The 20,078-nt window shown below is 65.1% G+C and carries 19 protein-coding genes and 1 pseudogene; 6 read left to right on the forward strand and 14 right to left on the reverse strand.

All coding sequences use genetic code 11. The annotated features are described in order from the left end of the window. Window positions 1-32 precede the first annotated feature (32 nt). Window positions 33-2,003, forward strand: a complete 1,971-nt coding sequence (locus AC25ND_RS06460) for an amidohydrolase (RefSeq protein ID WP_486976170.1) — start codon at window positions 33-35, stop codon at window positions 2,001-2,003. 78 nt (window positions 2,004-2,081) lie between these two features. Here AC25ND_RS06460 and AC25ND_RS06465 read toward each other — a convergent pair whose 3' ends face one another. After that, the gene (locus AC25ND_RS06465) at window positions 2,082-2,993 is read right to left on the reverse strand and encodes a LysR substrate-binding domain-containing protein (protein ID WP_182321962.1); all 912 of its coding nucleotides are present in this window, start codon (window positions 2,991-2,993) and stop codon (window positions 2,082-2,084) included. 90 nt (window positions 2,994-3,083) lie between these two features. Continuing rightward, window positions 3,084-3,368 (reverse strand): DUF6124 family protein, encoded by a 285-nt coding sequence (locus AC25ND_RS06470; RefSeq protein ID WP_028688634.1) that lies wholly within the window; start codon window positions 3,366-3,368, stop codon window positions 3,084-3,086. A gap of 663 nt (window positions 3,369-4,031) precedes the next feature. On the opposite strand from AC25ND_RS06470, the gene AC25ND_RS06475 reads away from it, so the two are divergent. After that, complete coding sequence (locus AC25ND_RS06475; protein WP_486976204.1) at window positions 4,032-4,337, forward strand: HigA family addiction module antitoxin; 306 nt, start codon at window positions 4,032-4,034, stop codon at window positions 4,335-4,337. A gap of 3 nt (window positions 4,338-4,340) precedes the next feature. Here the strand turns inward: AC25ND_RS06475 and AC25ND_RS06480 are convergent, their stop codons facing one another. The 4 genes from AC25ND_RS06480 to AC25ND_RS06495 all read right to left on the reverse strand — a co-directional run bounded on the left by AC25ND_RS06480 (window position 4,341) and on the right by AC25ND_RS06495 (window position 9,464). Then, window positions 4,341-6,128, reverse strand: coding sequence for a monovalent cation:proton antiporter-2 (CPA2) family protein (locus AC25ND_RS06480; RefSeq protein WP_186594484.1), 1,788 nt, complete (start codon window positions 6,126-6,128; stop codon window positions 4,341-4,343). 225 nt (window positions 6,129-6,353) lie between these two features. Then, window positions 6,354-7,370: an alpha/beta hydrolase gene (locus tag AC25ND_RS06485; protein WP_083241991.1), complete on the reverse strand. Its 1,017-nt coding sequence runs from the start codon at window positions 7,368-7,370 to the stop codon at window positions 6,354-6,356. Window positions 7,371-7,401: 31 nt separating this feature from the next. Further along, window positions 7,402-7,653 (reverse strand): DUF2790 domain-containing protein, encoded by a 252-nt coding sequence (locus tag AC25ND_RS06490; RefSeq protein WP_028688630.1) that lies wholly within the window; start codon window positions 7,651-7,653, stop codon window positions 7,402-7,404. Between the two features lie 323 nt (window positions 7,654-7,976). Further along, the gene (locus AC25ND_RS06495) at window positions 7,977-9,464 is read right to left on the reverse strand and encodes a YifB family Mg chelatase-like AAA ATPase (RefSeq protein ID WP_028688629.1); all 1,488 of its coding nucleotides are present in this window, start codon (window positions 9,462-9,464) and stop codon (window positions 7,977-7,979) included. Between the two features lie 199 nt (window positions 9,465-9,663). On the opposite strand from AC25ND_RS06495, the gene AC25ND_RS06500 reads away from it, so the two are divergent. Beyond that, window positions 9,664-9,930 (forward strand): type II toxin-antitoxin system RelB/DinJ family antitoxin, encoded by a 267-nt coding sequence (locus AC25ND_RS06500; RefSeq protein WP_486976171.1) that lies wholly within the window; start codon window positions 9,664-9,666, stop codon window positions 9,928-9,930. 9 nt (window positions 9,931-9,939) lie between these two features. Here the strand turns inward: AC25ND_RS06500 and AC25ND_RS06505 are convergent, their stop codons facing one another. The 5 genes and pseudogenes from AC25ND_RS06505 to AC25ND_RS06525 all read right to left on the reverse strand — a co-directional run bounded on the left by AC25ND_RS06505 (window position 9,940) and on the right by AC25ND_RS06525 (window position 14,765). Continuing rightward, window positions 9,940-10,212, reverse strand: a complete 273-nt coding sequence (locus AC25ND_RS06505) for a type II toxin-antitoxin system RelE/ParE family toxin (protein WP_486976172.1) — start codon at window positions 10,210-10,212, stop codon at window positions 9,940-9,942. A 93-nt stretch (window positions 10,213-10,305) separates the two neighbouring features. Further along, window positions 10,306-10,740 (reverse strand): DUF2493 domain-containing protein, encoded by a 435-nt coding sequence (locus tag AC25ND_RS06510; protein WP_236179218.1) that lies wholly within the window; start codon window positions 10,738-10,740, stop codon window positions 10,306-10,308. A 10-nt stretch (window positions 10,741-10,750) separates the two neighbouring features. Further along, the gene (gene mgtA, locus AC25ND_RS06515; RefSeq protein ID WP_486976173.1) at window positions 10,751-13,462 is read right to left on the reverse strand and encodes a magnesium-translocating P-type ATPase; all 2,712 of its coding nucleotides are present in this window, start codon (window positions 13,460-13,462) and stop codon (window positions 10,751-10,753) included. Between the two features lie 817 nt (window positions 13,463-14,279). Further along, window positions 14,280-14,477 (reverse strand): annotated as a pseudogene (locus tag AC25ND_RS06520) (TOBE domain-containing protein); the annotation flags it as partial. A 24-nt stretch (window positions 14,478-14,501) separates the two neighbouring features. After that, window positions 14,502-14,765, reverse strand: a complete 264-nt coding sequence (locus AC25ND_RS06525) for an accessory factor UbiK family protein (protein ID WP_028688623.1) — start codon at window positions 14,763-14,765, stop codon at window positions 14,502-14,504. Window positions 14,766-15,171: 406 nt separating this feature from the next. Here AC25ND_RS06525 and glnK point away from each other — a divergent pair, with 406 nt between their 5' ends. From glnK to sutA, 3 genes are all read left to right on the forward strand, one after another. Further along, window positions 15,172-15,510: a P-II family nitrogen regulator gene (gene glnK / locus AC25ND_RS06530; RefSeq protein WP_002555808.1), complete on the forward strand. Its 339-nt coding sequence runs from the start codon at window positions 15,172-15,174 to the stop codon at window positions 15,508-15,510. Window positions 15,511-15,557: 47 nt separating this feature from the next. Beyond that, window positions 15,558-16,892 (forward strand): ammonium transporter, encoded by a 1,335-nt coding sequence (locus AC25ND_RS06535; RefSeq protein WP_028688622.1) that lies wholly within the window; start codon window positions 15,558-15,560, stop codon window positions 16,890-16,892. A 431-nt stretch (window positions 16,893-17,323) separates the two neighbouring features. Next, window positions 17,324-17,653 (forward strand): transcriptional regulator SutA, encoded by a 330-nt coding sequence (gene sutA / locus AC25ND_RS06540; RefSeq protein ID WP_023632536.1) that lies wholly within the window; start codon window positions 17,324-17,326, stop codon window positions 17,651-17,653. A gap of 114 nt (window positions 17,654-17,767) precedes the next feature. Here sutA and AC25ND_RS06545 read toward each other — a convergent pair whose 3' ends face one another. The 3 genes from AC25ND_RS06545 to AC25ND_RS06555 are packed head-to-tail and all read right to left on the reverse strand — an operon-like array spanning window position 17,768 to window position 20,069. Next, window positions 17,768-18,463: an HAD family hydrolase gene (locus AC25ND_RS06545; protein WP_062359929.1), complete on the reverse strand. Its 696-nt coding sequence runs from the start codon at window positions 18,461-18,463 to the stop codon at window positions 17,768-17,770. Beyond that, window positions 18,460-19,359 carry a tyrosine recombinase XerC gene (xerC, locus tag AC25ND_RS06550; RefSeq protein ID WP_028688620.1) on the reverse strand — a complete coding sequence of 300 codons (900 nt, stop codon included), beginning with the start codon at window positions 19,357-19,359 and terminating at the stop codon, window positions 18,460-18,462. The genes AC25ND_RS06545 and xerC overlap by 4 nt, the downstream gene beginning before the upstream one ends. Then, on the reverse strand, window positions 19,359-20,069 hold the full coding sequence (locus tag AC25ND_RS06555; protein WP_028688619.1) for a DUF484 family protein: 711 nt from the start codon (window positions 20,067-20,069) through the stop codon (window positions 19,359-19,361). The genes xerC and AC25ND_RS06555 overlap by 1 nt, the downstream gene beginning before the upstream one ends. Window positions 20,070-20,078 lie beyond the last annotated feature (9 nt).

A 20,078-nucleotide genomic window follows, 5' to 3' on the forward strand; every position in this document is an offset into this window, starting at 1 on the left:
CCTGCCGATCACCCACCCGGACGGAGAGCACCATGAGCCAGGACCCTACCGACCAGAGCCGCCGCAAGTTCCTCGCCACCAGCACCGTGCTCGGTGCCGCCGGCGCGCTGTGGAGCGCATTGCCGTTCACCGATTCCGCCCGTGCCGCCCTTTCAGGAGATCCCATGAACGCCGACCTCATCTTGTTCAATGGCAAGTTGCACACCGTTGATCGCGAGAAACCCAACGCCAGCGCCGTCGCCATCAAGGACGGCAAGTTCCTCGCCGTGGGCAGCGACGCCGAAGCCATGGCCCACAAGGGGACCGCCACGCAGATCATCGATCTCAAGCAGCGCACGGTGATCCCCGGCCTCAACGACTCGCACCTGCACCTGATTCGCGGTGGCCTGAACTACAACCTCGAACTGCGCTGGGAAGGCGTGCCGTCGCTGGCCGACGCCCTGCGCATGCTCAAGGACCAGGCCGAGCGCACGCCGACCCCGCAGTGGGTGCGCGTGGTCGGCGGCTGGAACGAGTTCCAGTTCGCCGAGAAACGCATGCCCACGCTGGAAGAGATCAACCAGGCCGCGCCGGACACCCCGGTGTTCCTGCTGCACCTCTACGACCGTGCGCTGCTCAACCGCGCCGCGCTCAGGGCGGTGGGCTACACCAAGGACACGCCCAATCCCCCAGGCGGCGAAATCCAGCGCGACAAGTTCGGCAATCCCACCGGCATGCTCATCGCCCGGCCCAACGCCACCATTCTCTACGCCACCCTGGCCAAGGGGCCGAAGCTGCCGCTGGAGTACCAGGTCAACTCCACCCGCCAGTTCATGCGCGAGCTCAACCGCCTCGGGCTGACCAGCGCGATCGATGCCGGTGGCGGCTACCAGAACTACCCGGACGACTACCAGGTGATCCAGGAGCTGGCCAACAACGACCAGTTGACCGTGCGCATTGCCTACAACCTGTTCACCCAGAAGCCCAAGGAAGAACTGGCTGACTTCAAGAACTGGACGCAGAAGGTGAAGCCCGGCGACGGCAACGACTTCTTCCGCCACAACGGTGCCGGCGAGATGCTGGTGTTCTCCGCCGCCGACTTCGAGGACTTCCTCGAGCCGCGCCCGGACCTGCCGCAGACCATGGAGCAGGAGCTGGAGCCGGTGGTGCGTCACCTGGTCGAGCAGCGCTGGCCGTTCCGCCTGCACGCCACCTACGACGAGTCGATCTCGCGCATGCTCGATGTGTTCGAGAAGGTCAACCGCGACATCCCGTTCAATGGCCTGCCATGGTTCTTCGACCATGCCGAAACCATCACCCCGCAGAACATCGAGCGGGTCCGGGCATTGGGCGGTGGCATCGCCATCCAGGACCGCATGGCCTTCCAGGGTGAGTATTTCGTCGAGCGTTATGGCGCCAAGGCCGCCGAACACACCCCGCCGATCAAGCGCATGCTCGACATGGGCGTGCCGGTGGGGGCGGGGACAGATGCTACCCGGGTCTCCAGCTACAACCCGTGGACTTCGCTGTACTGGATGGTCAGCGGCAAGACCGTCGGTGGGCTGGAACTGTATCCGCAAGGCCTGAGCCGCGAGACCGCGCTGCAGCTGTTCACCCATGGCAGCGCCTGGTTCTCCAGCGAGCAGGGCAAGAAGGGGCAGATCAAGGTCGGCCAGCTGGCGGACCTGGCGGCGCTGTCGCTGGACTTCTTCAGCGTCGATGAAGAGGCGATCAAGGGCATCGAGTCGGTGCTGACCGTTGTCGACGGCAAGGTGGTGTACGGCGCCGCGGAGTTCGACAAGCTGGGCCCAGCGCAGGTACCGGTATTGCCGGAGTGGTCGCCGGTGGCCAAGGTGCCGGGGCACTGGCGCGCCGGTGCGCCGATGGCGGCGGCGCTGCACCAGTGTGTCGGGCCGTGCGGGGTGCATGCCCACAGCCATGAGAAGGCGCGGCATTCCAGTGTGCCGGTGAGCGATTACCAGGGCTTCTGGGGTGCGTTGGGTTGTTCCTGCTTCGCGTTCTGATGGCCTGATCGCGGGGCAAGCCCGCTCCCACCGAGACTACAGGGCTTCGTGGGAGCGGGCTGGCCCCGCGATGGCGTGCTACGCCATGTCGCTGATGGCGAACTCCTCCGCCAGATGATCGATCAACGACCGCACCGACGGCAGCAACCCCCGCCGTGACGGGAAGATCGCATGCACGATGCCGCAACGCGGATGCCAGCCTGGCAGCATCTCCACCAGCCGCCCCGCCGCCAGGTCCTCGCGCACCGCCACCCTGGGCAGGTGCGCGATCCCCACGCCCGCCACCACGAAATGCCGCAGCGCGAACAGGTCGTCGGTGACCATCCGTGGTTTGTGCGGGATCACCAGGCTGCGGCTCATGTCCTCACCCTGGAACAGCTCCCACTGGTAATCACGCTGGGCGCCGCCCCAATGGACGCTGGGTAGCTCGCTGAGCTGCTGCGGATCAAAGCCTTGCGCAAGCTGTTCGAGAAACGACGGATGCCCGACCAGGCACTGGGTGCTGTTGCTCAGCACCTTCATCACCATATCGGTGTTCTCCAGCGGCGGGAAACGCACCCGCAGCGCCACGTCGAAGCCCTCATGCAGCAGATCGACGCGGCGGTTGGTGCTTTCGATGAACAGCTCCACCTGCGGGTACTTGAGCATGTAGCGGGTCAGCATCGGCCCGACCCAGGAGTTGAGCAGGGTGGTCGGGCAGCTGATGCGCACCAGCCCGCGTGGCTCGCTACGGTTGCGCTCGATGATCTCGGCGGCGCCCTCGGCTTCCACGCGCATGGCCAGGCAGCGGTTGTAGTAGGCCTGGCCGATCTCGGTCAGCGAGCAGTGCCGGCTGTTGCGGTGCAGCAGGCGCACGCCGAGGCGCTCCTCCAGGTCGGCGATGCGCCGGCTGAGTTTGGACTTGGGCATGTCCAGCGCCCGTCCGGCCGGGGCGAAGCCACCGTGCTCGACCACCTGGGTGAAGTAGTAGAGGGAGTTGAGGTCTTCCAAGGGGCGATCTCCGCAGCGCGCCGGGGACAATGGCTCGCAGTCTACCGGGCGATGGTGGCCCTCATCCAACTCCCTTCAAGCCAATGTCGCTCAGGACGACTCGATTCCCTCCAGCATTGCCTCCGTCAGGCCTTCGGCCATCTCGATGCCATGCAGGCTGGCCCACAACAGGCTCCTGCCGGTTTCATCCATATGCTCCAGCGCCTTGTAGCCGACGTTGTAGGCACTGCGCAGGTACTCGGCGACATGCACCAGGGCGTCGTGGGCGTTGATATTGGGGTTGACCGCGAACAGCGGTGGGTGGCCGGCGTCGCATTTGCCGAAGGGGTGGTGGCGGGTGTCGGGGAGGGGTGGGTCGGGGACGATTTTTTTCATTGCAGTGATCCTCTAAGGGTTGAACCGCAACCGTCCGTTTCCACGCAGAGGGTGGCAGTCGTACGCGGGGTGGAAACCGGTTAGAGGTCAACCCGGCAGGCCAGAAGGCCTCCCGCGCACAACTGCCATTGAAGGCAATAACCCTAACCGGATTTCCACGTCCGATCGCTGAAGCGACAGCGACCCGGTCAGCCTAGAGGGCATGATTTCCCCGGACAATCAGAAGGGTATCGACAGACTTTGTAGGGTATTTCTTGGGCTGTAGGCTGCTCAGTAGGAAAGGTTTTCAGATCACGTAGGACATGGCTGAACTCAGCAGATTCGAGCGTTTTTGAACACGTTCCTTCGAGCTTGTCGGAAGCTTCTCGGTTGATCTGCACTGCCGCTGTTGTATGGTTTCAGGCGAGCGCGAAACCAGTTGCTATCCAGTGGCGAGAACTGGCGTAGGAAACCCGTTGGCGGCTGGATCATCAGCGTAGGGTGAGACCTCGATCTGCTCTGTTTGAACTGGGGGCCGCTTTGCGGCCCTTTCGCGACACAAGGCCGCTCCCACAGAGATCGCGATCTCCTGTAGGAGCAACTGTCTGGCTCAGGTCCCTCAATCTGGCGCGATCGCTGTGGGAGCGGCCTTGTGTCGCGAAAGGGCTGCGTAGCAGCCCCAAGATTTCAAGACGAAGTGACAACTATGCACAACCCACCCCACCCCACCCCGGCGAAGCCCTGCGCGAAGACGTACTGCCCGCCATCGGCATGAACGTCTCTTCCCTGGCCCGCCACCTTGGCTATTCACGTGGTCAGTTATCCACAGTGCTCAACGGCCATGCAGCCATTTCAGCCGACCTGGCCTATCGCCTCGAACTGGCCGGTCTTGGCAGTGCCCGGCAGTATCTGGCCGAGCAGGCGGCTTACGACCTGTGGCAGGCCGCGCACCGCGAGCATCCACCCATCGAGCGCCTGGCGTTCGGCTGAGCGTCAATCCTCATCCGACGCAAACAACCGCTCCAGCTCCACCCGCGCTTCCTTGGCCGTCTGCATCACCTTGGCCCGGTCGTCGCGCACATGGCCCTGGGCCTCCAGCACCTGCTCGTCATGCTCGGTGAAGCGGGCGATGCGATCCGCCGCCTGGGCCTCGGTCAGCCCCAGCCCGACCAGCGCCCGCCGGCTCATTTCCAGGCTGGAATGGAAGGTCTCGCGAATCGGCTCGGCGCCCACGTCCACCAGCTTGTGCACATGCTGACGGTTGCGCGCCCGGGCGATCACCTTCAGGTGCGGGTACAGGCGCTTGACCCGCTCCGCGGTGCGGGTCGCGGCCTCGGGGTCGTCGATGGTGATGATCACGTACTCGGCTTCGTCGACCTTTGCCGCATGTAGCACCTCGGTACGCGACGGATCGCCGTAGAACACCGGAACCTGCTCGAACATGCGGGTCAGCTCGATGGTGTCCACCGAGGTTTCCAGGGCGACGAAGGGGATCTTCTGCGCCCGCAGGATGCGCGCCACGATCTGGCCCATGCGGCCCATGCCGACGATCACCACCCGTGGCGTGCCGGCGTCGATCTGCTTGTATTGCTCAGGTACTTCCCGGGCGGGTTGCGGACGCTTGAGGGCGCGGGCGCAGCCGATCATCAGCAGCGGGGTGAGGGCCATCGACAGGGTGATGGTCATCAGCAGCAGGTCGTAGGTCAGGGTGTCGAACAGGCCCTGGTCCTTGCCCAGCTTGAACACCACGAAGGCAAATTCGCCACCGGCCGCCAGCACCATGCCCAGGCGCAGGGCGCTGGCGCTGTTGAGGCCCCCGGCGATGCGGCCGACGCCGATCAGCAGCAGCAGTTTCACCGCGATCAACAGCACGGTCATGCCCAGCAGCACCAGCGGCATTTCCAGCAGCAGGCGCAGGTTGGCGCCCATGCCGACGCTGATGAAGAACAGCCCCAGCAGCAGGCCCTTGAACGGCTCGATCTGCGATTCCAACTCGTGGCGGTACTCGGAGTCGGCCAGCAACAGACCGGCGAGGAAGGCGCCCAGGGCCATGGAAATACCGGCTTCCTCCATCAGCCAGGCAGTGCCGATCACCACCAGCAGTGCGGTGGCGGTGGACACCTCCGGCAAGCCGGTGCGGGCAACGGTGCGAAACAGCGGGCGCAAAAGGTAGCGGCCGCCGACGATAACGATGGCGATGCTGGCGAATACTTTCAGGCCATGTTCGAAGCTGTCGCCGTGGCTGGTGTCCGGGCCGCTGGCGGCCAGCAGCGGCACCAGGGCGATCAGCGGGATTGCGGCGATGTCCTGGAACAGCAGGATGGCGAAGGCCAGGCGGCCGTGGGGCGCGTTGAGCTGCTTGCTCTCGGCCAGGCTCTGCAGGCCCAGGGCGGTGGACGACAGCGCCAGGCCCAGGCCGAGCACGATGGCCGCCGGCAGGCTTTGGCTGAAGCCGAACAGGGCGATGGCGCCGAGTGCCGCGCCGGTCAGCACCACCTGCGCGGTGCCGACGCCGAACACCGACTTGCGCATCAGCCACAGGCGCCGGGGCGACAGCTCCAGGCCAATGATGAACAGCAGCAACACCACGCCCAGCTCGGAGATGTGCGCGACGCTCTCGGTGTCGCGGATCAGCCCCAGGGCCTGCGGGCCGATGGCCACGCCGGCCAGCAGGTAGCCGAGCACGGCGCCCAGTTGCAGGCGCTTGGCCAGGGGCACGGCGACCACGGCGGCGAGGAGGAAGATGACGGCGGTTTGTAGAAGGCTGCCTTCGTGTGGCATTGCTCGGACTCCTTGAACTGCGTGCGGCAGCGTTTGATGCAACAGCTTATGTCATCGATGAAAGAGGCGGGCATTTTCGGGCGGGGAGCGAAACAGGACAATCCTGGGGTTACAGGAAGCAGCGTTCTGAAAGTAGGACCTTTGCTGAGTCAATCGCGGGGCAAGCCCGCTCGCACGCAAGGTAACTGACCTTCGTGGGAGCGGGCTTGCCCCGCGATCAACTGCTTACTGCAGATGGTCTTTCAGCGCCTGCGCCGCCTGGTCCATGGCACTGCGCACACTGGGCACGGTGCTCAGCACATTGAGCAGGCCGTAGTCATGGATCAGGCCGTTGTAGCGCACGGCGGTCACCGGTACCCCGGCGGCGTCCAGCTTACGGGCATAGGCTTCGCCTTCGTCGCGCAGCACGTCCATCTCGGCGGTCTGCACCAGGGCCGGCGGCAGGCCTTTCAGCTGCTCGAGGCTGGCGCGCAGCGGCGAGGCGTGGATATCGTCGCGCTGGCGCGGGTCGGTGGTGTAGTTGTTCCAGAACCACTGCATCATGTTGCGGGTCAGGAAGTGGCCTTCGGCGAACTGGTTATACGACGCGTTGTTGAAGTTGGCGTCGGTCACCGGCCACAGCAGGGCCTGGAAGCGCAGCTTGGGCGTGCCGGCCTCCTTGGCCTTGATCGCCACCACTGCGGCCATGTTGCCGCCGACGCTGTTGCCGGCCACCGCCAGGCGGCTGCCGTCCACGCCGATCTCCTTGCCGTGCTCGGCGACCCAGCGGGTGGCGGCATAGGCCTGGTTGATCGCGGTGGGGAACCTGGCTTCCGGTGAGGGCGTGTAGTCGACGTAGACCGCCGCGGCACCGGAGCCCACCACCAGGTCACGGATCAGGCGTTCGTGGGTGGGGTAGTCGCCCAGCACCCAGCCGCCGCCGTGGAAGAACATGAACACCGGCAACTCGCCCTTGGCGCCTTCGGGCCGCACCACACGGATCTCCAGCGGCTGGCCATCGGCCTGGATGGTCCGGCGTTCGACGCGGATCCCCGACAGGTCGACCTTCACCCCGGCCTGGGCACCGCTCAGCACCGCACGGGCATCCTTGGGCGCGAGGGTTTCAAGCGGCTTGCCGCCACCTGTGGCCAGGGCCTCGAGGAAGCCCTGGGTGGTGTGCTCGACGCCAGGGCTGCCGGCGGCGAAGGCGCTGTTCACGGCGAGGGCCAGCAGGCCGGCGGTCAGGGTGTGGGACAGTTTCATGTTCTAGCTCCTTCAGGGGTCGAGCCGTGGCTCAGTTCTGGTTGGCGAGGACGGTGGGTTGCACGTAGCTCACGGCGCGCAACTGGCCGCTGCTGTCGCGGTAGGTCAGGGTGGCGGTGCTGGCCTGGCCCTGGGCGCTGGTGGGTGCATCGATGCTGATGACCTTGGCGATGTCCAGATCCATGCCGTAGTGGTACGGGGTGGCTTCGCTGGCGAAGCTGCCGGCGCTGGTGCCGAGGGCCAGGGTGGTAACGGTAAGGGCGAAGGCTTTGCGTAGGGTCATGATCGTTCTCCGGGTTCCGCTGAGTGGGGGCGACTGCTTGCTGCTTGAAGTGAATATTGCGCGCAAATATTTAGCGTACAAAATATATTTCCGCTATGACGCTGATTGAGTGCGTCTTGGCTAATTCCTGGAGGAGATCGCCCAGCCCTTCGGGCTGCGCTGTCGCGCAGGGAACTTGTCCCCCTGTGGGAGCGGCCTTGCGTCGCGAAAGGGCTGCGCAGCAGCCCCAGCAATTTCGATGGTGGCTCGGAATCTGAGGCCGCTGCGCGCCCTTTTCCGACCGGCCCTACGCCTCGGCAAGGCCGCTTTCTCAGGGGGCAGCATCAAGTGCCGGGTCGGTACTGCAACGCTTCCGCCAGGTGCGCCCTGGCGATGGATTGCGCGCCCTCCAGGTCCGCCAGCGTGCGGGCGACCTTCAGCAGCCGGTGCGCCGCCCGCAACGACAGTGTCAGCCGTTCGCAGGCCTGCTCCAGCCAGGCCTGGTCAACCGGCTCCAGCGGGCAATGCCGACGCAGCCCCTTGAGGTCGAGGAAGGCGTTGGCGCAGCCCTGCCGGCGCTGCTGCAGCGCCCGTGCCTCGGCCACTCTCTGGCCAACGCTGGCGCTGGTCTCGCCACTGGGCTGGTGGGTCAGCACGGTACTTTCCCGGGCTACCGTCAGGTGCAGGTCGATACGGTCGAGCAGTGGGCCGGACAGCTTGTTGCGGTAGCGCTGAACTTGTTCGCTGCTGCACCGGCAGCGGCCGGTGGGGTCGCCCAGGTAACCGCAGGGGCAGGGGTTCATGGCCGCTACCAGCTGGAAGCGCGCCGGGAAGCGCACCCGGTCCTTGGCCCGGGCCACCACGATCTCGCCGGACTCCAGCGGTTCGCGCAGCACCTCCAGCACCCGCCGTTCGAACTCGGGCAGTTCGTCGAGAAACAGCACGCCATGGTGCGCCAGGGTGATCTCGCCGGGTTGCGGCCGGCTGCCGCCGCCGACCAGCGCCGGACCTGAGGCCGAATGGTGCGGATGGCGGAACGGCCGCTGTGGCCAGCTATCGAGCGGTGCGTGGCCGCTGACCGAGCGGATCGCCGCCACCTCCAGTGCCTCGCGCTCGTCCAGCGGCGGCAGCAGCCCGGGCAGACGACTGGCAAGCAAGGTCTTGCCAGTGCCCGGGGGACCTGTGAACAACAGGTTGTGCGCACCGGCCGCGGCGACCAGCAGGGCGCGCTTGGCCGCGATCTGGCCCTGGACTTCGCTGAGGTCCGGATAGGGGCGTTGCTCCAGCAGCAGGCCATTGGCCGCGTAGGGAGACAGCGCGGGTTGGCCGTTCAGGTGGGCCACCAGCTCGCGCAGGTGTCCCATCGCATACACCACCAGGCCGCTGGCCAGGCTGGCTTCCTCGGCATTCTCCCGTGGCACCACCAGTGCCCGACCCGCATCCCGGGCCGCCAATGCGGCGGGCAGCACGCCTTGCACCGGGCGCAAGGCGCCCGACAGGGCCAGCTCACCCAGGCATTCGATATCGTCGAGGGTGGCCACCGGTACCTGACCATTGGCGGCAAGGATGCCCAGGGCGATGGCCAGGTCGTAGCGGCCTCCGTCCTTGGGCAGGTCGGCGGGGGCGAGGCTCTGGGTGATGCGCCGGGCCGGATAGTCCAGGCCCGAGTTGACGATGGCGCTGCGGACCCGGTCCTTGCTCTCCTTGACCGTGGTTTCCGGCAGGCCGACCAGGGTAAGCGTGGGCAGGCCATTGGCCAGGTGGGTTTCGACGCTGACGGCGGGGGCCTGCACGCCCACCTGGGCGCGGCTGTGGACGAGGGCGAGGGACATGGGCACTCCGTGTTTGCAGGTGATGGCCGCGTCCTGCGGCTTGGCAAAGCTTAGTGGTGCGCTTGGGCAGGTGGACGAGAAGAGTGCGTCGAGGTTTTTCCGGTCAGCCCGCCTTTCTGACTGTTGTATCTGGACAGGGCGAGGCTAAGGTCTAGAATGTGATCACAATGTAGCTACAAAGTGCTTTAAGGGGGATCTCATGGCCCATACCGAAGTCGTTCGCACGCGCATCGATAGCGAACTGAAGACCAATGCGACAAGAATCCTGGAGGAAATGGGCATCACCGTTTCCCAGGCCATCCGCATGATGCTGGTCCAGGTCGTACAGACCAAAACGCTGCCGTTCGAAGTGAAGGCTTTGTCGCTAAACGAGCGAGCCCGCCAGGTAATGGAAGCCCAAGACCGTGAGCGTACCGTACAGACGCATGACAACGCCGAGACGTTGTTCAAGGACCTGGGTATTTGAGCCAAGGGTCTATTCGAACAGGTAGCCGTGTGGGCCGGTCTGTTCCAAGGTGATGGCGCCGGCTCTGATGTCGCATTGGTAGATTAACCACCAGTCGTAACTGACGAGGCAGCACCAGCGACCGGGCGCCCCTACCAGCTGACCATCACAATGCCTGGGCGGCAGCGGGAGCTGCTTTTCCAGGTGGCGGACAACATCCTTGAAGGCGGCAAGGTCTGGGCCCCTGCTTAGTTGCAACCGAAAGTCGGCCCGGAATTGTTCGGTGGTCTGGATCTTGAACACTGGAGGCCTCCCGCCGGGTTGCGCGACGGGAGTTTCGGTTGGGGTTGGCACTCCAGGTTCGCGTGAAAGCCGCAGCCTGCGGCCTGGCAAAGCTTAGTGGTGCTCCTGGGCAGGTGGACGAGAAGAGTGCGTCGAGTTTTGTCCGGCCTGGCACTCAGTACTGTGGGCGCCTGCCGCCCGAGGCTGCCTGCCGCAGATCACTGGAATCCCCGAACCTCGCGCCCGTGCCAGCAGCTCCTCGGTATCGTCGCCGCCTGGCAGCGCCAGCACCAGGTCGGGCCGGCTGTCGCGCAGCATGAAGACGTTGCGCAGACGCTCGGCCAGCTTGCCGTGCAGCTGCCAGTTGGGCGGGTAGCGCACGATGTCGGCGCCCTGTTCGCGGGCCCAGCCTTCGATCTCGCCACCCAGGTGCTGGCTGCCGCCGTGGATCAGCACCCGGATCGGTTGCTGGCGCTGGAGGGCGTCCAGCGCCTGGCGGCAGCGTTGGCTGTCGGCGTAGTTGCGCCCCGCGCAGATCAGTACGCGCATGCTCACCCCCTCAGAACCACTGGCCGAAGCGGCGGATGTACAGGGTCTTCATGCCCTGGGCCACCAGGCAGTAGCCCAGCAGGGTGGCGGCCAGCCACGGGAAGTATTCCCACGGCAGTGGCACCAGCCCGACCATCGCCCCCAGCGGCGAGAACGGGATGTAGATGCCCAGGCACATGACCAGGCCGGTGGCCAGGATCACCGGCAGCGCCGCGGTGCTCTGGAAGAACGGCACCTTGCGGGTGCGCAGCATGTGCACCACCAGCGTTTGCGACAGCAACCCCTCGATGAACCAGCCGGACTGGAACAGCGCCTGCATTTCCACGCTGTTGGCGGCGAACACGTACCACATCAGGGCAAAGGTGGTGATGTCGAAAATCGACGAAGTGGGGCCGATCCACAGCATGAAACGACCGATGTTGCGGGCATCCCACTTGCGTGGCTCACGCAGGAATTCCTTGTCCATGCGATCCCACGGTAGCGACAGCTGGGAGAAGTCGTACATCAGGTTCTGCAGCAGCAGGTGGATCGCCAGCATCGGCATGAACGGGATGAACGCGCTGGCCACCAGCACCGAGAACACGTTGCCGAAGTTGGAGCTGGCGGTCATGCACAGGTACTTCATGATGTTGCCGAAGGTTTCGCGGCCCTTGAGCACGCCTTCTTCCAGCACCATCAGGCTCTTTTCCAGAAGGATGATGTCGGCCGACTCCTTGGCAATGTCGGTGCCGCTGTCCACCGAGATGCCCACGTCGGCATCGCGCAGCGCCGGGGCGTCGTTGATGCCGTCGCCGAGGAAGCCCACGGTGTGGCCGTTGGCCTGCAGCGCCTTGAGCACCCGCGATTTCTGCAACGGAGTGAGCTTGGCGAACACCGTGCGCTCTTCGACCAGCGCCTTGAGCTGGGTGTCGTCCAGGCGCTCGATGTCCTGGCCGAGCAGCGGCTGGCCGGGTTCCAGGCCCACTTCGCGGCAGACCTTGCAGGTGACCACCGGGTTGTCGCCGGTCAGCACCTTGACCTTCACCCCCATCTCGCGCAGGGCAGCGATGGCCGGGCCGGCGGTTTCCTTGGGCGGATCGAGGAAGGTCAGGAAGCCGCGGATCACCAGCTCGCGCTCGTCATCGGTGTGGTACTGGGGCTTGCCGGCGGCGGCCGGAATGTCGCGGGTGCCGACCAGCAGCACGCGAAAACCGTCTTGGTAGTAGGCGCTGGCGGTGGCCAGCAACTGCTGGCGCCGCCCGGCATCCAGGGCGACCCGCTGGCCGCCTTCCTCGACATGGGTGGCGATGGCCAGCATTTCCTCGACGGCGCCCTTGCTCACCAGCAAATGATCGCCCAGGGCATCCTGGACGATAACCGACAGGCGCCGGCGGATGAAGTCGAAGGGTAGCTCGTCGACCTTGGCGTAGGCATAGGGTGGCTGGAAGCCTTGGTCTGCGCCGGCAAAACGCAGCACGGCCTGGTCCATCAGGTTCTTCACGCCGCTCTGGTGGTGGCTGTTGAGCCAGGCCAGTTCCAGCAGGCGCGGGTCCTTGTGGCCGCTGGGGTCGACGTGGTGCTCGAGGATGATGCGGTCCTGGGTCAGGGTGCCGGTCTTGTCGGTGCACAGCACGTCCATCGAACCGAAGTTCTGGATGGCGTTCAGGCGCTTGACCACCACCTTGCGCCGGGCCATGGCCACGGCGCCCTTGGCCAGGTTGGCGCTGACGATCATCGGCAGCATTTCCGGGGTCAGGCCCACGGCCACGGCCAGGGCGAACAGGAAGGCGTCGCTCCAGTCGCCCTTGACCACGCCGTTGAGCATGAACACCACTGGCACCATCACCAGCATGAAGCGGATCAACAGGCGGCTGACGCTGTTCACCCCGCGGTCGAAGGCGGTCTGGCTGCGCGAGCCGACGATGGCCTTGGCCAGCGAACCGAAGTAGGTGCGCTTGCCGGTGGCCACCACCACGGCGCGGGCGCGGCCGCTGACCACGTTGGTGCCCATGAAGCCGATGTTGGGCAGATCCAGCAGGCCGCTTTCATCGTTGGCGTTGTCGGCTGCGGACTTCTGCGCGACGTGACCGAGGGTGTCGTACTTCTCCACCGGCAGCGCTTCGCCAGTCAGCACGGCCTGGCTGATGAACAGGTCGCGGGACTCGATCAGGCGGATATCGGCGGGGATCATGTCGCCGGCGGCCAGTTGCACGATATCGCCGGCCACCAGTTCGTTCATCGGCACTTCGCGCAGGCGCGCCGGCTGGTCGTGGCGCTCGCGGCGCAGCACGGTGGCGGTGGTGCGGACCATGGCCTTGAGCGCATCGGCGGCCTTGCCCGAGCGGTACTCCTGCCAGAAGCGCAGCAGGCTGCTGAGGCTGACCATGGTCATGATGATGATGACCTTGGTCAGGTCCGCTTCTTCCAGGTCGCCTGCGCGTACCGGCAGCCAGTAGTCGGTGACGAAGCTGATGCCGGCGAGGGTGAGCAGCACGTAGATGAAGGGGTTGTGCAGGGCCTTGAGCAGTTGCACCAGGGCCGGTTGCGGCTTGTCATGGGCAACCTGGTTGGCGCCGTCGCGCTGCAGGCGCTTGGCGGCTTCGTGCTCGGTCAGGCCCAGCTCGCTGGCGTCGAGGTTGGCCAGGGTCACGGCCAGGCCGTTGCGTGCCTCGCGGGCGGCGCGCATCGACAGGCGGGCATCGTCGCCGGCTTTGCTGCGGGTGTTGCGGTCTTTTACGGTCATTTGGCTGTGCTCCTGCCGCAGGAGGCGGCACGACACACAGTCGACTCACGGTAGGGAAGGTGAGTGAACGTGTCCCGTGTCGCAATGATTCAAACAATGAAAAACGTGGTTTTTCCGACGTTTACGTGTTCGCTGGCGAATGCCGGAAATTAGATCGGCAGCGAACTTTCGACTGGCTGATTCCATGGTCGGTTAATTCCTTTGCTAAATGGCGGGCAATAGAACGCCAACAAACTTTAATTATTTAAAGTTCGGACGTTTCTGACGATTTATATGGCGTCAGTTCAGCGAACGGACAGCATCGCGCGCGTCACTAAAGGCAGTAACGGGCGCGCTATCGACTGGGCGGCTCCAGGGACGAGGACAAGCCCCAGCCGAGGACAGGACGGTGCGGGGCCTTGTGCGCACAGGTGCGTAGGCGAGGGGTGGCGATATCGAGGTTCATGAGCTTGCCTCCGACCGGGCGGGCACCCGGGGCGGCAAGCTACGGCGGAGCAACAGGCTCTGGCGCGGCTTGCCCGACCTAGGGGCGGGCCCGGAGTTCCGGTTCAAGTGCCTGGCGGCCAAAGGCTGCCAGACAGCGACTAGATACTGTGTCCATTGAATTCTTCGTGAGTTGAAATAAAGGCCCGCTTTTCGGGGCGGGTGAACTTTATGCAAAGCATAGCGGGGAAGTCAACCGGGAAGGCGTAACTTAAATATGTTTCATCTGCTGGGCGGGGAATTAATGCAATACCTCTGCGCAAGTGTTATCGCAGGGCAAGCCCGCTCCTGCCTGGTCAAGGCAGAAGCGGGCATTCGATCAAGGCTTGGCGCCCAGGATGATGTGCGAGGCCTTGACCAGCGCCACGGCCTGCTTGCCGACGTTGATGTTGAGGTTGTGCAGGCTGGCCATGGTGACCACCGCGACCAGCTTCTCGCCGCCGCCCAGGGTCAGTTCGACCTCGGCATTCACCGCGCCTGGCTTGATGTCGCTGACCGAACCTTCAAAGACATTCCGGGCACTGACTTTCATGGCTAACACTCCCTGTATCGATTGTTAGTCTGCGGCGGGCGGCGCCATCCGTGCTTCCAGCTCGGCAACCTGCTTTTCCAGGGCCTCCAGGCGGGCGCGGGTGCGGGCCAGCACCACCATCTGGCTGTCGAACTCCTCGCGGCTGACCAGGTCGAGCTTGCTGAAGGCACCCTGCATCAGCACCTTGAACTGGCTTTCCAGTTCGGCGCGGGGCGCGGCGGTGTCACCGCTGAACAGGCGCGAGGCCTGGTCGCTCAGGGCATCGAGGAAGGCTTTGGGCGCGAGCATGTCTGGTATCCGCTGATCACTGAAAGGGCAGCAGTGTAGCACGGGGCTCCGAGCCACTTGCGCTGCACGCTTTTCGCGCAGGGCGGCCAAAGGTCGCGCACCGATTTTGTGCGCTTTTTCCTTGCTGGCGATTGGCCAATCCCTGCCGGTTCACGCAACTACCTGTTTTCCCGTGACTTACGCTAACTGGCAAGGTTTCTGCAAAGACCTGAGCGAGCCATGCACTGATGCAGTCCCTTGTGACCAGGCAGTGCGCAGGCGGAGCCGGAAGGTTCTTCGTCACAGCCGGATCGTGCGTCGGCGGGGAGGATGGAGCCGACGACGCGTTACAAAGCCAGGCGCTGCGCTTAGACTTGAGACGGGTTTGTTTTCCTGGGGCAAGTCCACCAAATCGGGAGAGAGTTTCATGAAGCTAGTCACTGCCATCATCAAGCCGTTCAAGCTGGACGACGTGCGCGAGTCGCTGTCGGAAATCGGCGTGCAGGGCATCACCGTGACCGAAGTCAAAGGCTTCGGCCGGCAGAAGGGTCACACCGAGCTGTATCGCGGCGCTGAATATGTGGTCGATTTCCTGCCCAAGGTGAAGATCGATGTCGCCATCGACGACAAGGACCTCGATCGGGTGATCGAAGCCATCACCAAGGCGGCCAACACCGGCAAGATCGGCGACGGCAAGATCTTCGTGGTCAATCTGGAGCAGGCGATCCGCATCCGTACCGGCGAGACCGATACCGACGCGATCTAAGCGCCAAACCAAGCCTCACCAAACCCAACGCCCCAGGAGAAAACAACATGACTCTGCGCAAGATCGCAGGGCTAGGAGCCCTATTGTCCCTCGTAATGCCAGGGCTGGCCCTGGCCGAGGAAACTGCCGCCCCCGTGCTGAACTCCGGCGACACCGCCTGGATGCTCACCTCGACGGCACTGGTCCTGTTCATGACCATCCCGGGCCTGGCCCTGTTCTACGGCGGCATGGTGCGCTCGAAGAACGTGCTGTCGGTGATGATGCAGTGTTTCGCCATCACTGGGTTGATCAGCATCCTGTGGGTCATCTACGGCTACAGCCTGGCTTTCGATACCGCTGGTATGGAAAAGGGCGTGCTCAACTTCAATTCCTTCATCGGTGGCTTCTCCAAGGCCTTCCTCAACGGCGTCACGCCGTCGGGCCTGACCTCGGCCACCGCGCTGTTCCCCGAGGCGGTGTTCATCACCTTCCAGATGACCTTCGCCATCATCACCCCGGCGCTGATCGTCGGTGCCTTCGCCGAGCGCATGAAGTTCTCGGCAATGCTGATCTTCATGGGCGTGTGGTTCACCCTGGTCTATGCGCCGATCGCGCACATGGTCTGGAGCGGTGACGGCGCGCTGATGTGGGACTGGGGCGTGCTGGACTTCGCCGGCGGCACCGTGGTGCACATCAACGCCGGTATCGCCGGCCTGGTCTGCTGCCTGGTACTGGGCAAGCGCAAGGGCTACCCGACCACGCCGATGGCCCCCCACAACCTGGGCTACACCCTGATGGGCGCGGCCATGCTGTGGATCGGCTGGTTCGGCTTCAACGCAGGTTCCGCCGCCGCGGCCAACGGTACCGCCGGCATGGCCATGCTGGTGACCCAGATCGCCACCGCCGCCGCCGCCCTGGGCTGGATGTTCGCCGAGTGGATCTTCCACGGCAAGCCAAGCGCACTGGGCATTGCCTCGGGCGTGGTCGCCGGCCTGGTCGCCATCACCCCGGCCGCCGGCACTGTCGGGCCGATGGGCGCCCTGGTGATCGGCCTGGTGTCCGGCGTGGTCTGCTACTTCTGCGCCACCAGCCTCAAGCGCAAGCTGGGCTATGACGACTCCCTGGACGCCTTCGGCGTGCACGGCATCGGCGGCATCATCGGTGCACTGCTCACCGGCGTGTTCGCGGCACCTGCCCTGGGCGGCTTCGGCGCGGTCACCGACATCGCCGCGCAGTTCTGGATCCAGGCCAAGGGCGTGATCTTCACCGTGGTCTACACCGCCATCGTCACCTACGTGATCCTCAAGGTCCTCGACCTGGTGATGGGCCTGCGGGTCAGCGAAGAAGAAGAGTCGGTCGGCCTCGACCTGGCTCAACACAACGAGCGCGGCTACAACCTGTAACCGCGATGCTGGAAAACTTGCCCGGTTCGCCGGGCATTTTTTTGCCTGTAATTTACCGTTTGGCCTGGGGCAAACGGTTTCCCTGCGCTGATCGCGACCCGGGGTTAAAACTTACAAGCCATCGGGTGTTTCTGGTGCTTTGCTTTTTCTGCGAGCGCGCTAGAATGCGCGCCGAAGGAAGCTGGACGAGTAGTCCACACACTTCGCTACCCTTTGCTAGGCTTGCCAATAGCCTGTGGCCAGCAAGGGCTCAAACAATTTTGTCAGGCCTTGCCAGGAGCAGGGCCTGCAGGGTGCCGGGCCCCCCATGAGGGGGTGGACACCCAGGGCAGTGGCCAATCCACGGCCAGTTGAATTTTCACTGGTGGCTGCCGGTCTACGGCTGCACCGGTCTATAACTAACCTGCTTTTCGCAAGTCATGAGGTAGAACATGAGCGACGACGATCTGGAAAATGATGACCTCGAAGTAGGCGACGAAGACGAGGCTGATGACGGCCTTGAAGCGGCCGCTGACGACGGCGCGGAAGACGCCGGCGACGATGACAGCAGCCCGGCTCCTGCGGCCAAGGGCAAGTCCAAGGCGGCGGTCTCGGTAGACGAGATGCCGAGCATGGAAGCCAAGCAGAAAGAGCGCGATGCGCTGGCCAAGGCGATGGAAGAGTTCCTGTCGCGCGGTGGCAAGGTGCAGGAAGTGGAGGCCAACGTGGTCGCCGATCCGCCCAAGAAGCCGGACAACAAGTACGGCAGCCGCCCTATCTGAGTGGCTGAACGCAAAAAAGCCCGCCGTCGCTGCGGGCTTTTTTGTGCCTGTCAGGTTGGCACGGTCTCTGTAGGAGCATTGCCTGAAGATGTGGGATGGGGAATATGAAGCCAGTCAGCGCCAGCGCGACAGCACGTCGGGCAACTGCGACAGCCGCTGAATCTCCGCATCCGGCGCCTGTTCGCCGCTCCAGGGCTTGTGCTGCGGGTTGAACCATACCGCCCGCAGCCCGGCGCGCTGGGCGCCGGCGATGTCGTCACCCGGATGGTCGCCGACGTGCACCGCCGCCCCTGCGTCCACCTCACCGCGCTTCAGCGCTTCGAGGAACGGTGCCGGGTCCGGCTTGCCTATCCCTAGGTCCTCCGCGCACAGCGCGAAGCGGAAGTAGTCCGCCAGGCCGAGCCTGCGCACGTCGGCATTGCCGTTGGTGACCACGCCGAGGGTGTAGTGATGGCGCAGGATCTCCAGAACCGGCTGCACCTCGGGGAACACCTCGACCTGGTGCCGGGCATGCAGGAACACCTCGAAGCCCTCGTTGGCCAGCTCCTGGGCGTGCTGCTCGCTGTAGCCGACCTCTTCCAGGGCGTGGAACAGCACCCGTCGGCGCAGGGCGCTGATGCGGTGTTTGAGACCCGGTTCGGCCTGCACCAGGCGCTCGCGGATGGCGAACAGGTGCTCGACCGGCACGCCGCCGAGGATCGGCGCGTTGGCTTCGAGCCAGTCGCGCAGGACGACTTCGGCGCTGGCGATGACCGGCGCGGTGTCCCAGAGGGTGTCGTCCAGGTCGAAGGTGATCAGCTTGATGCTCATGAGTCCGTGTCCTTGCTGCGTTTGGCCCGAGGGTGGGCGCTGTCGTACACCGCGGCCAGGTGCTGGAAGTCCAGGTGGGTGTAGATCTGCGTGGTGCTGATGTCGGCGTGGCCGAGCATCTCCTGCACCGCGCGCAGGTCCTGGGACGATTCCAGCAGGTGGCTGGCGAAGGAATGGCGAAGCATGTGCGGGTGCAGGTGCTGGCCGAGCTCGCGCTCGCCGGCGGCCTTGACCCGCAGCTGGATGGCGCGGGGGCCGAGGCGCTTGCCCTGGCGACTGAGGAACACCGCGCCGTCCCGCGGGCCGGCGATGCCGCGCAGCTTGAGCCACGCCTGCATCGCCTCGCGGGCCTTGCGGCCGACCGGCAGCACGCGGCTCTTGCCGCCCTTGCCGTGCACCTGTACCAGCCCGGCGGCCAGGTCCAGGTGTTCGAGGTCGAGCCCGGTCAGCTCCGACAGGCGCAGGCCGGACGAGTAGAACAGTTCGAGGATCGCCTGGTCGCGACGGGCAATGAACTCGTCGTCGACGCCGCCATCGAGCAGTTGCAGGGCACGGTCGGTGTCCAGCACCTTGGGCAGGCGCCGTTCACCCTTGGGCGGCGCCAGGCCGTTGGCCGGGTCGTGCTGGCAATGGCCTTCGCGGTTGAGGTAGCGGTACAGGCCGCGCACCGCCGAGAGCAAGCGCGCCAGGCTGCGCGAGGACTGGCCGTGATGGTGCTGACGGGCGACCAGCTGGCGCAACTGCTGGACCTGCAGGGCGCTCCAGCCGGCGATGCCCTGGGTGTTGCAGAATTCGATGACTTTCTCGAGGTCGCGGCGGTAGGCCAGCAGGGTGTGCTCGGACACCTGGCGCTCGTTGCGCAGGTGAGCGCAATAAGCCTCCAGCTGGCGTTCCATCAGCGTACCGAGCGCAGCGTCTGGGTGAAGCGCGGCACCACGCGGCCAAGCACTTCGGCGATGTAGCTGAGGAACAGGGTGCCGACGCTGCTCTTGTAGTGCTGCGGGTCGCGGCTGCCGATCGCCAGCACGCCGTGCAGGCCCTGGTACTCAAGGGTGGCCACGGCGCTGGAACCGACTTCCTTGTGCTGGGCATCGCCGAACAGGAAGGCCAGTTCATGCTCGCGCAGGCTGCCGCTGATGGTCTTGCCGCCGCCGATCAGCCCGCCGATGGCCTGCTGCGCCTCGGCCCCGGAGACCCAGCGGCCCACGGGCGCGGCGTTCTCGCCGAACAGGATCAGGCTGACGAAGGGCACCTGGAATTCCTGGCGCAGGCTGTCCTCGACCGCCATCACCACCTCTTCGAGGGTACCGGCGTCGAGCAGGTCGAGGATCAGCCGGCGGGTCTTGTCGAACAGCCGGTCGTTGTCACGGGCCACGTCCATCAACTGCGACAGGCGATGGCGCATCTCGATGTTGCGGTCGCGCAGCAGCTTGAGCTGGCGCTCCACCAGCGACACGCTGTCGCCGCGCTGATGGGGGATGCGCTGTTCGAGCAGCAGCTCGTCGTGCTCGGCGAAGAAGGTCGGGTGGGCGCGCAGGTAGGCGACCACCGCTTCGGCATCGAGCTCTCGGGCCTGCGGGGATGCAACGTTAGGCTGATCGGTCATGGCGGATAC

The organism is Pseudomonas sp. P110(2024) (assembly GCF_057480795.1).

Bases quoted from the DNA above. Each gene is read 5' to 3' on its own strand.
- AC25ND_RS06480 (WP_186594484.1), bottom strand. From the start codon at position 6,128: ATGCCACACGAAGGCAGCCTTCTACAAACCGCCGTCATCTTCCTCCTC.
- AC25ND_RS06495 (WP_028688629.1), bottom strand. From the start codon at position 9,464: ATGTCCCTCGCCCTCGTCCACAGCCGCGCCCAGGTGGGCGTGCAGGCC.
- AC25ND_RS06535 (WP_028688622.1), top strand. From the start codon at position 15,558: ATGACTCTGCGCAAGATCGCAGGGCTAGGAGCCCTATTGTCCCTCGTA.
- AC25ND_RS06500 (WP_486976171.1), top strand. From the start codon at position 9,664: ATGGCCCATACCGAAGTCGTTCGCACGCGCATCGATAGCGAACTGAAG.
- AC25ND_RS06510 (WP_236179218.1), bottom strand. From the start codon at position 10,740: ATGCGCGTACTGATCTGCGCGGGGCGCAACTACGCCGACAGCCAACGC.
- AC25ND_RS06545 (WP_062359929.1), bottom strand. From the start codon at position 18,463: ATGAGCATCAAGCTGATCACCTTCGACCTGGACGACACCCTCTGGGAC.
- AC25ND_RS06470 (WP_028688634.1), bottom strand. From the start codon at position 3,368: ATGAAAAAAATCGTCCCCGACCCACCCCTCCCCGACACCCGCCACCAC.
- AC25ND_RS06555 (WP_028688619.1), bottom strand. From the start codon at position 20,069: ATGACCGATCAGCCTAACGTTGCATCCCCGCAGGCCCGAGAGCTCGAT.
- AC25ND_RS06525 (WP_028688623.1), bottom strand. From the start codon at position 14,765: ATGCTCGCGCCCAAAGCCTTCCTCGATGCCCTGAGCGACCAGGCCTCG.
- AC25ND_RS06460 (WP_486976170.1), top strand. From the start codon at position 33: ATGAGCCAGGACCCTACCGACCAGAGCCGCCGCAAGTTCCTCGCCACC.
- AC25ND_RS06490 (WP_028688630.1), bottom strand. From the start codon at position 7,653: ATGACCCTACGCAAAGCCTTCGCCCTTACCGTTACCACCCTGGCCCTC.
- AC25ND_RS06485 (WP_083241991.1), bottom strand. From the start codon at position 7,370: ATGAAACTGTCCCACACCCTGACCGCCGGCCTGCTGGCCCTCGCCGTG.
- glnK (WP_002555808.1), top strand. From the start codon at position 15,172: ATGAAGCTAGTCACTGCCATCATCAAGCCGTTCAAGCTGGACGACGTG.
- sutA (WP_023632536.1), top strand. From the start codon at position 17,324: ATGAGCGACGACGATCTGGAAAATGATGACCTCGAAGTAGGCGACGAA.
- xerC (WP_028688620.1), bottom strand. From the start codon at position 19,359: ATGGAACGCCAGCTGGAGGCTTATTGCGCTCACCTGCGCAACGAGCGC.
- mgtA (WP_486976173.1), bottom strand. From the start codon at position 13,462: ATGACCGTAAAAGACCGCAACACCCGCAGCAAAGCCGGCGACGATGCC.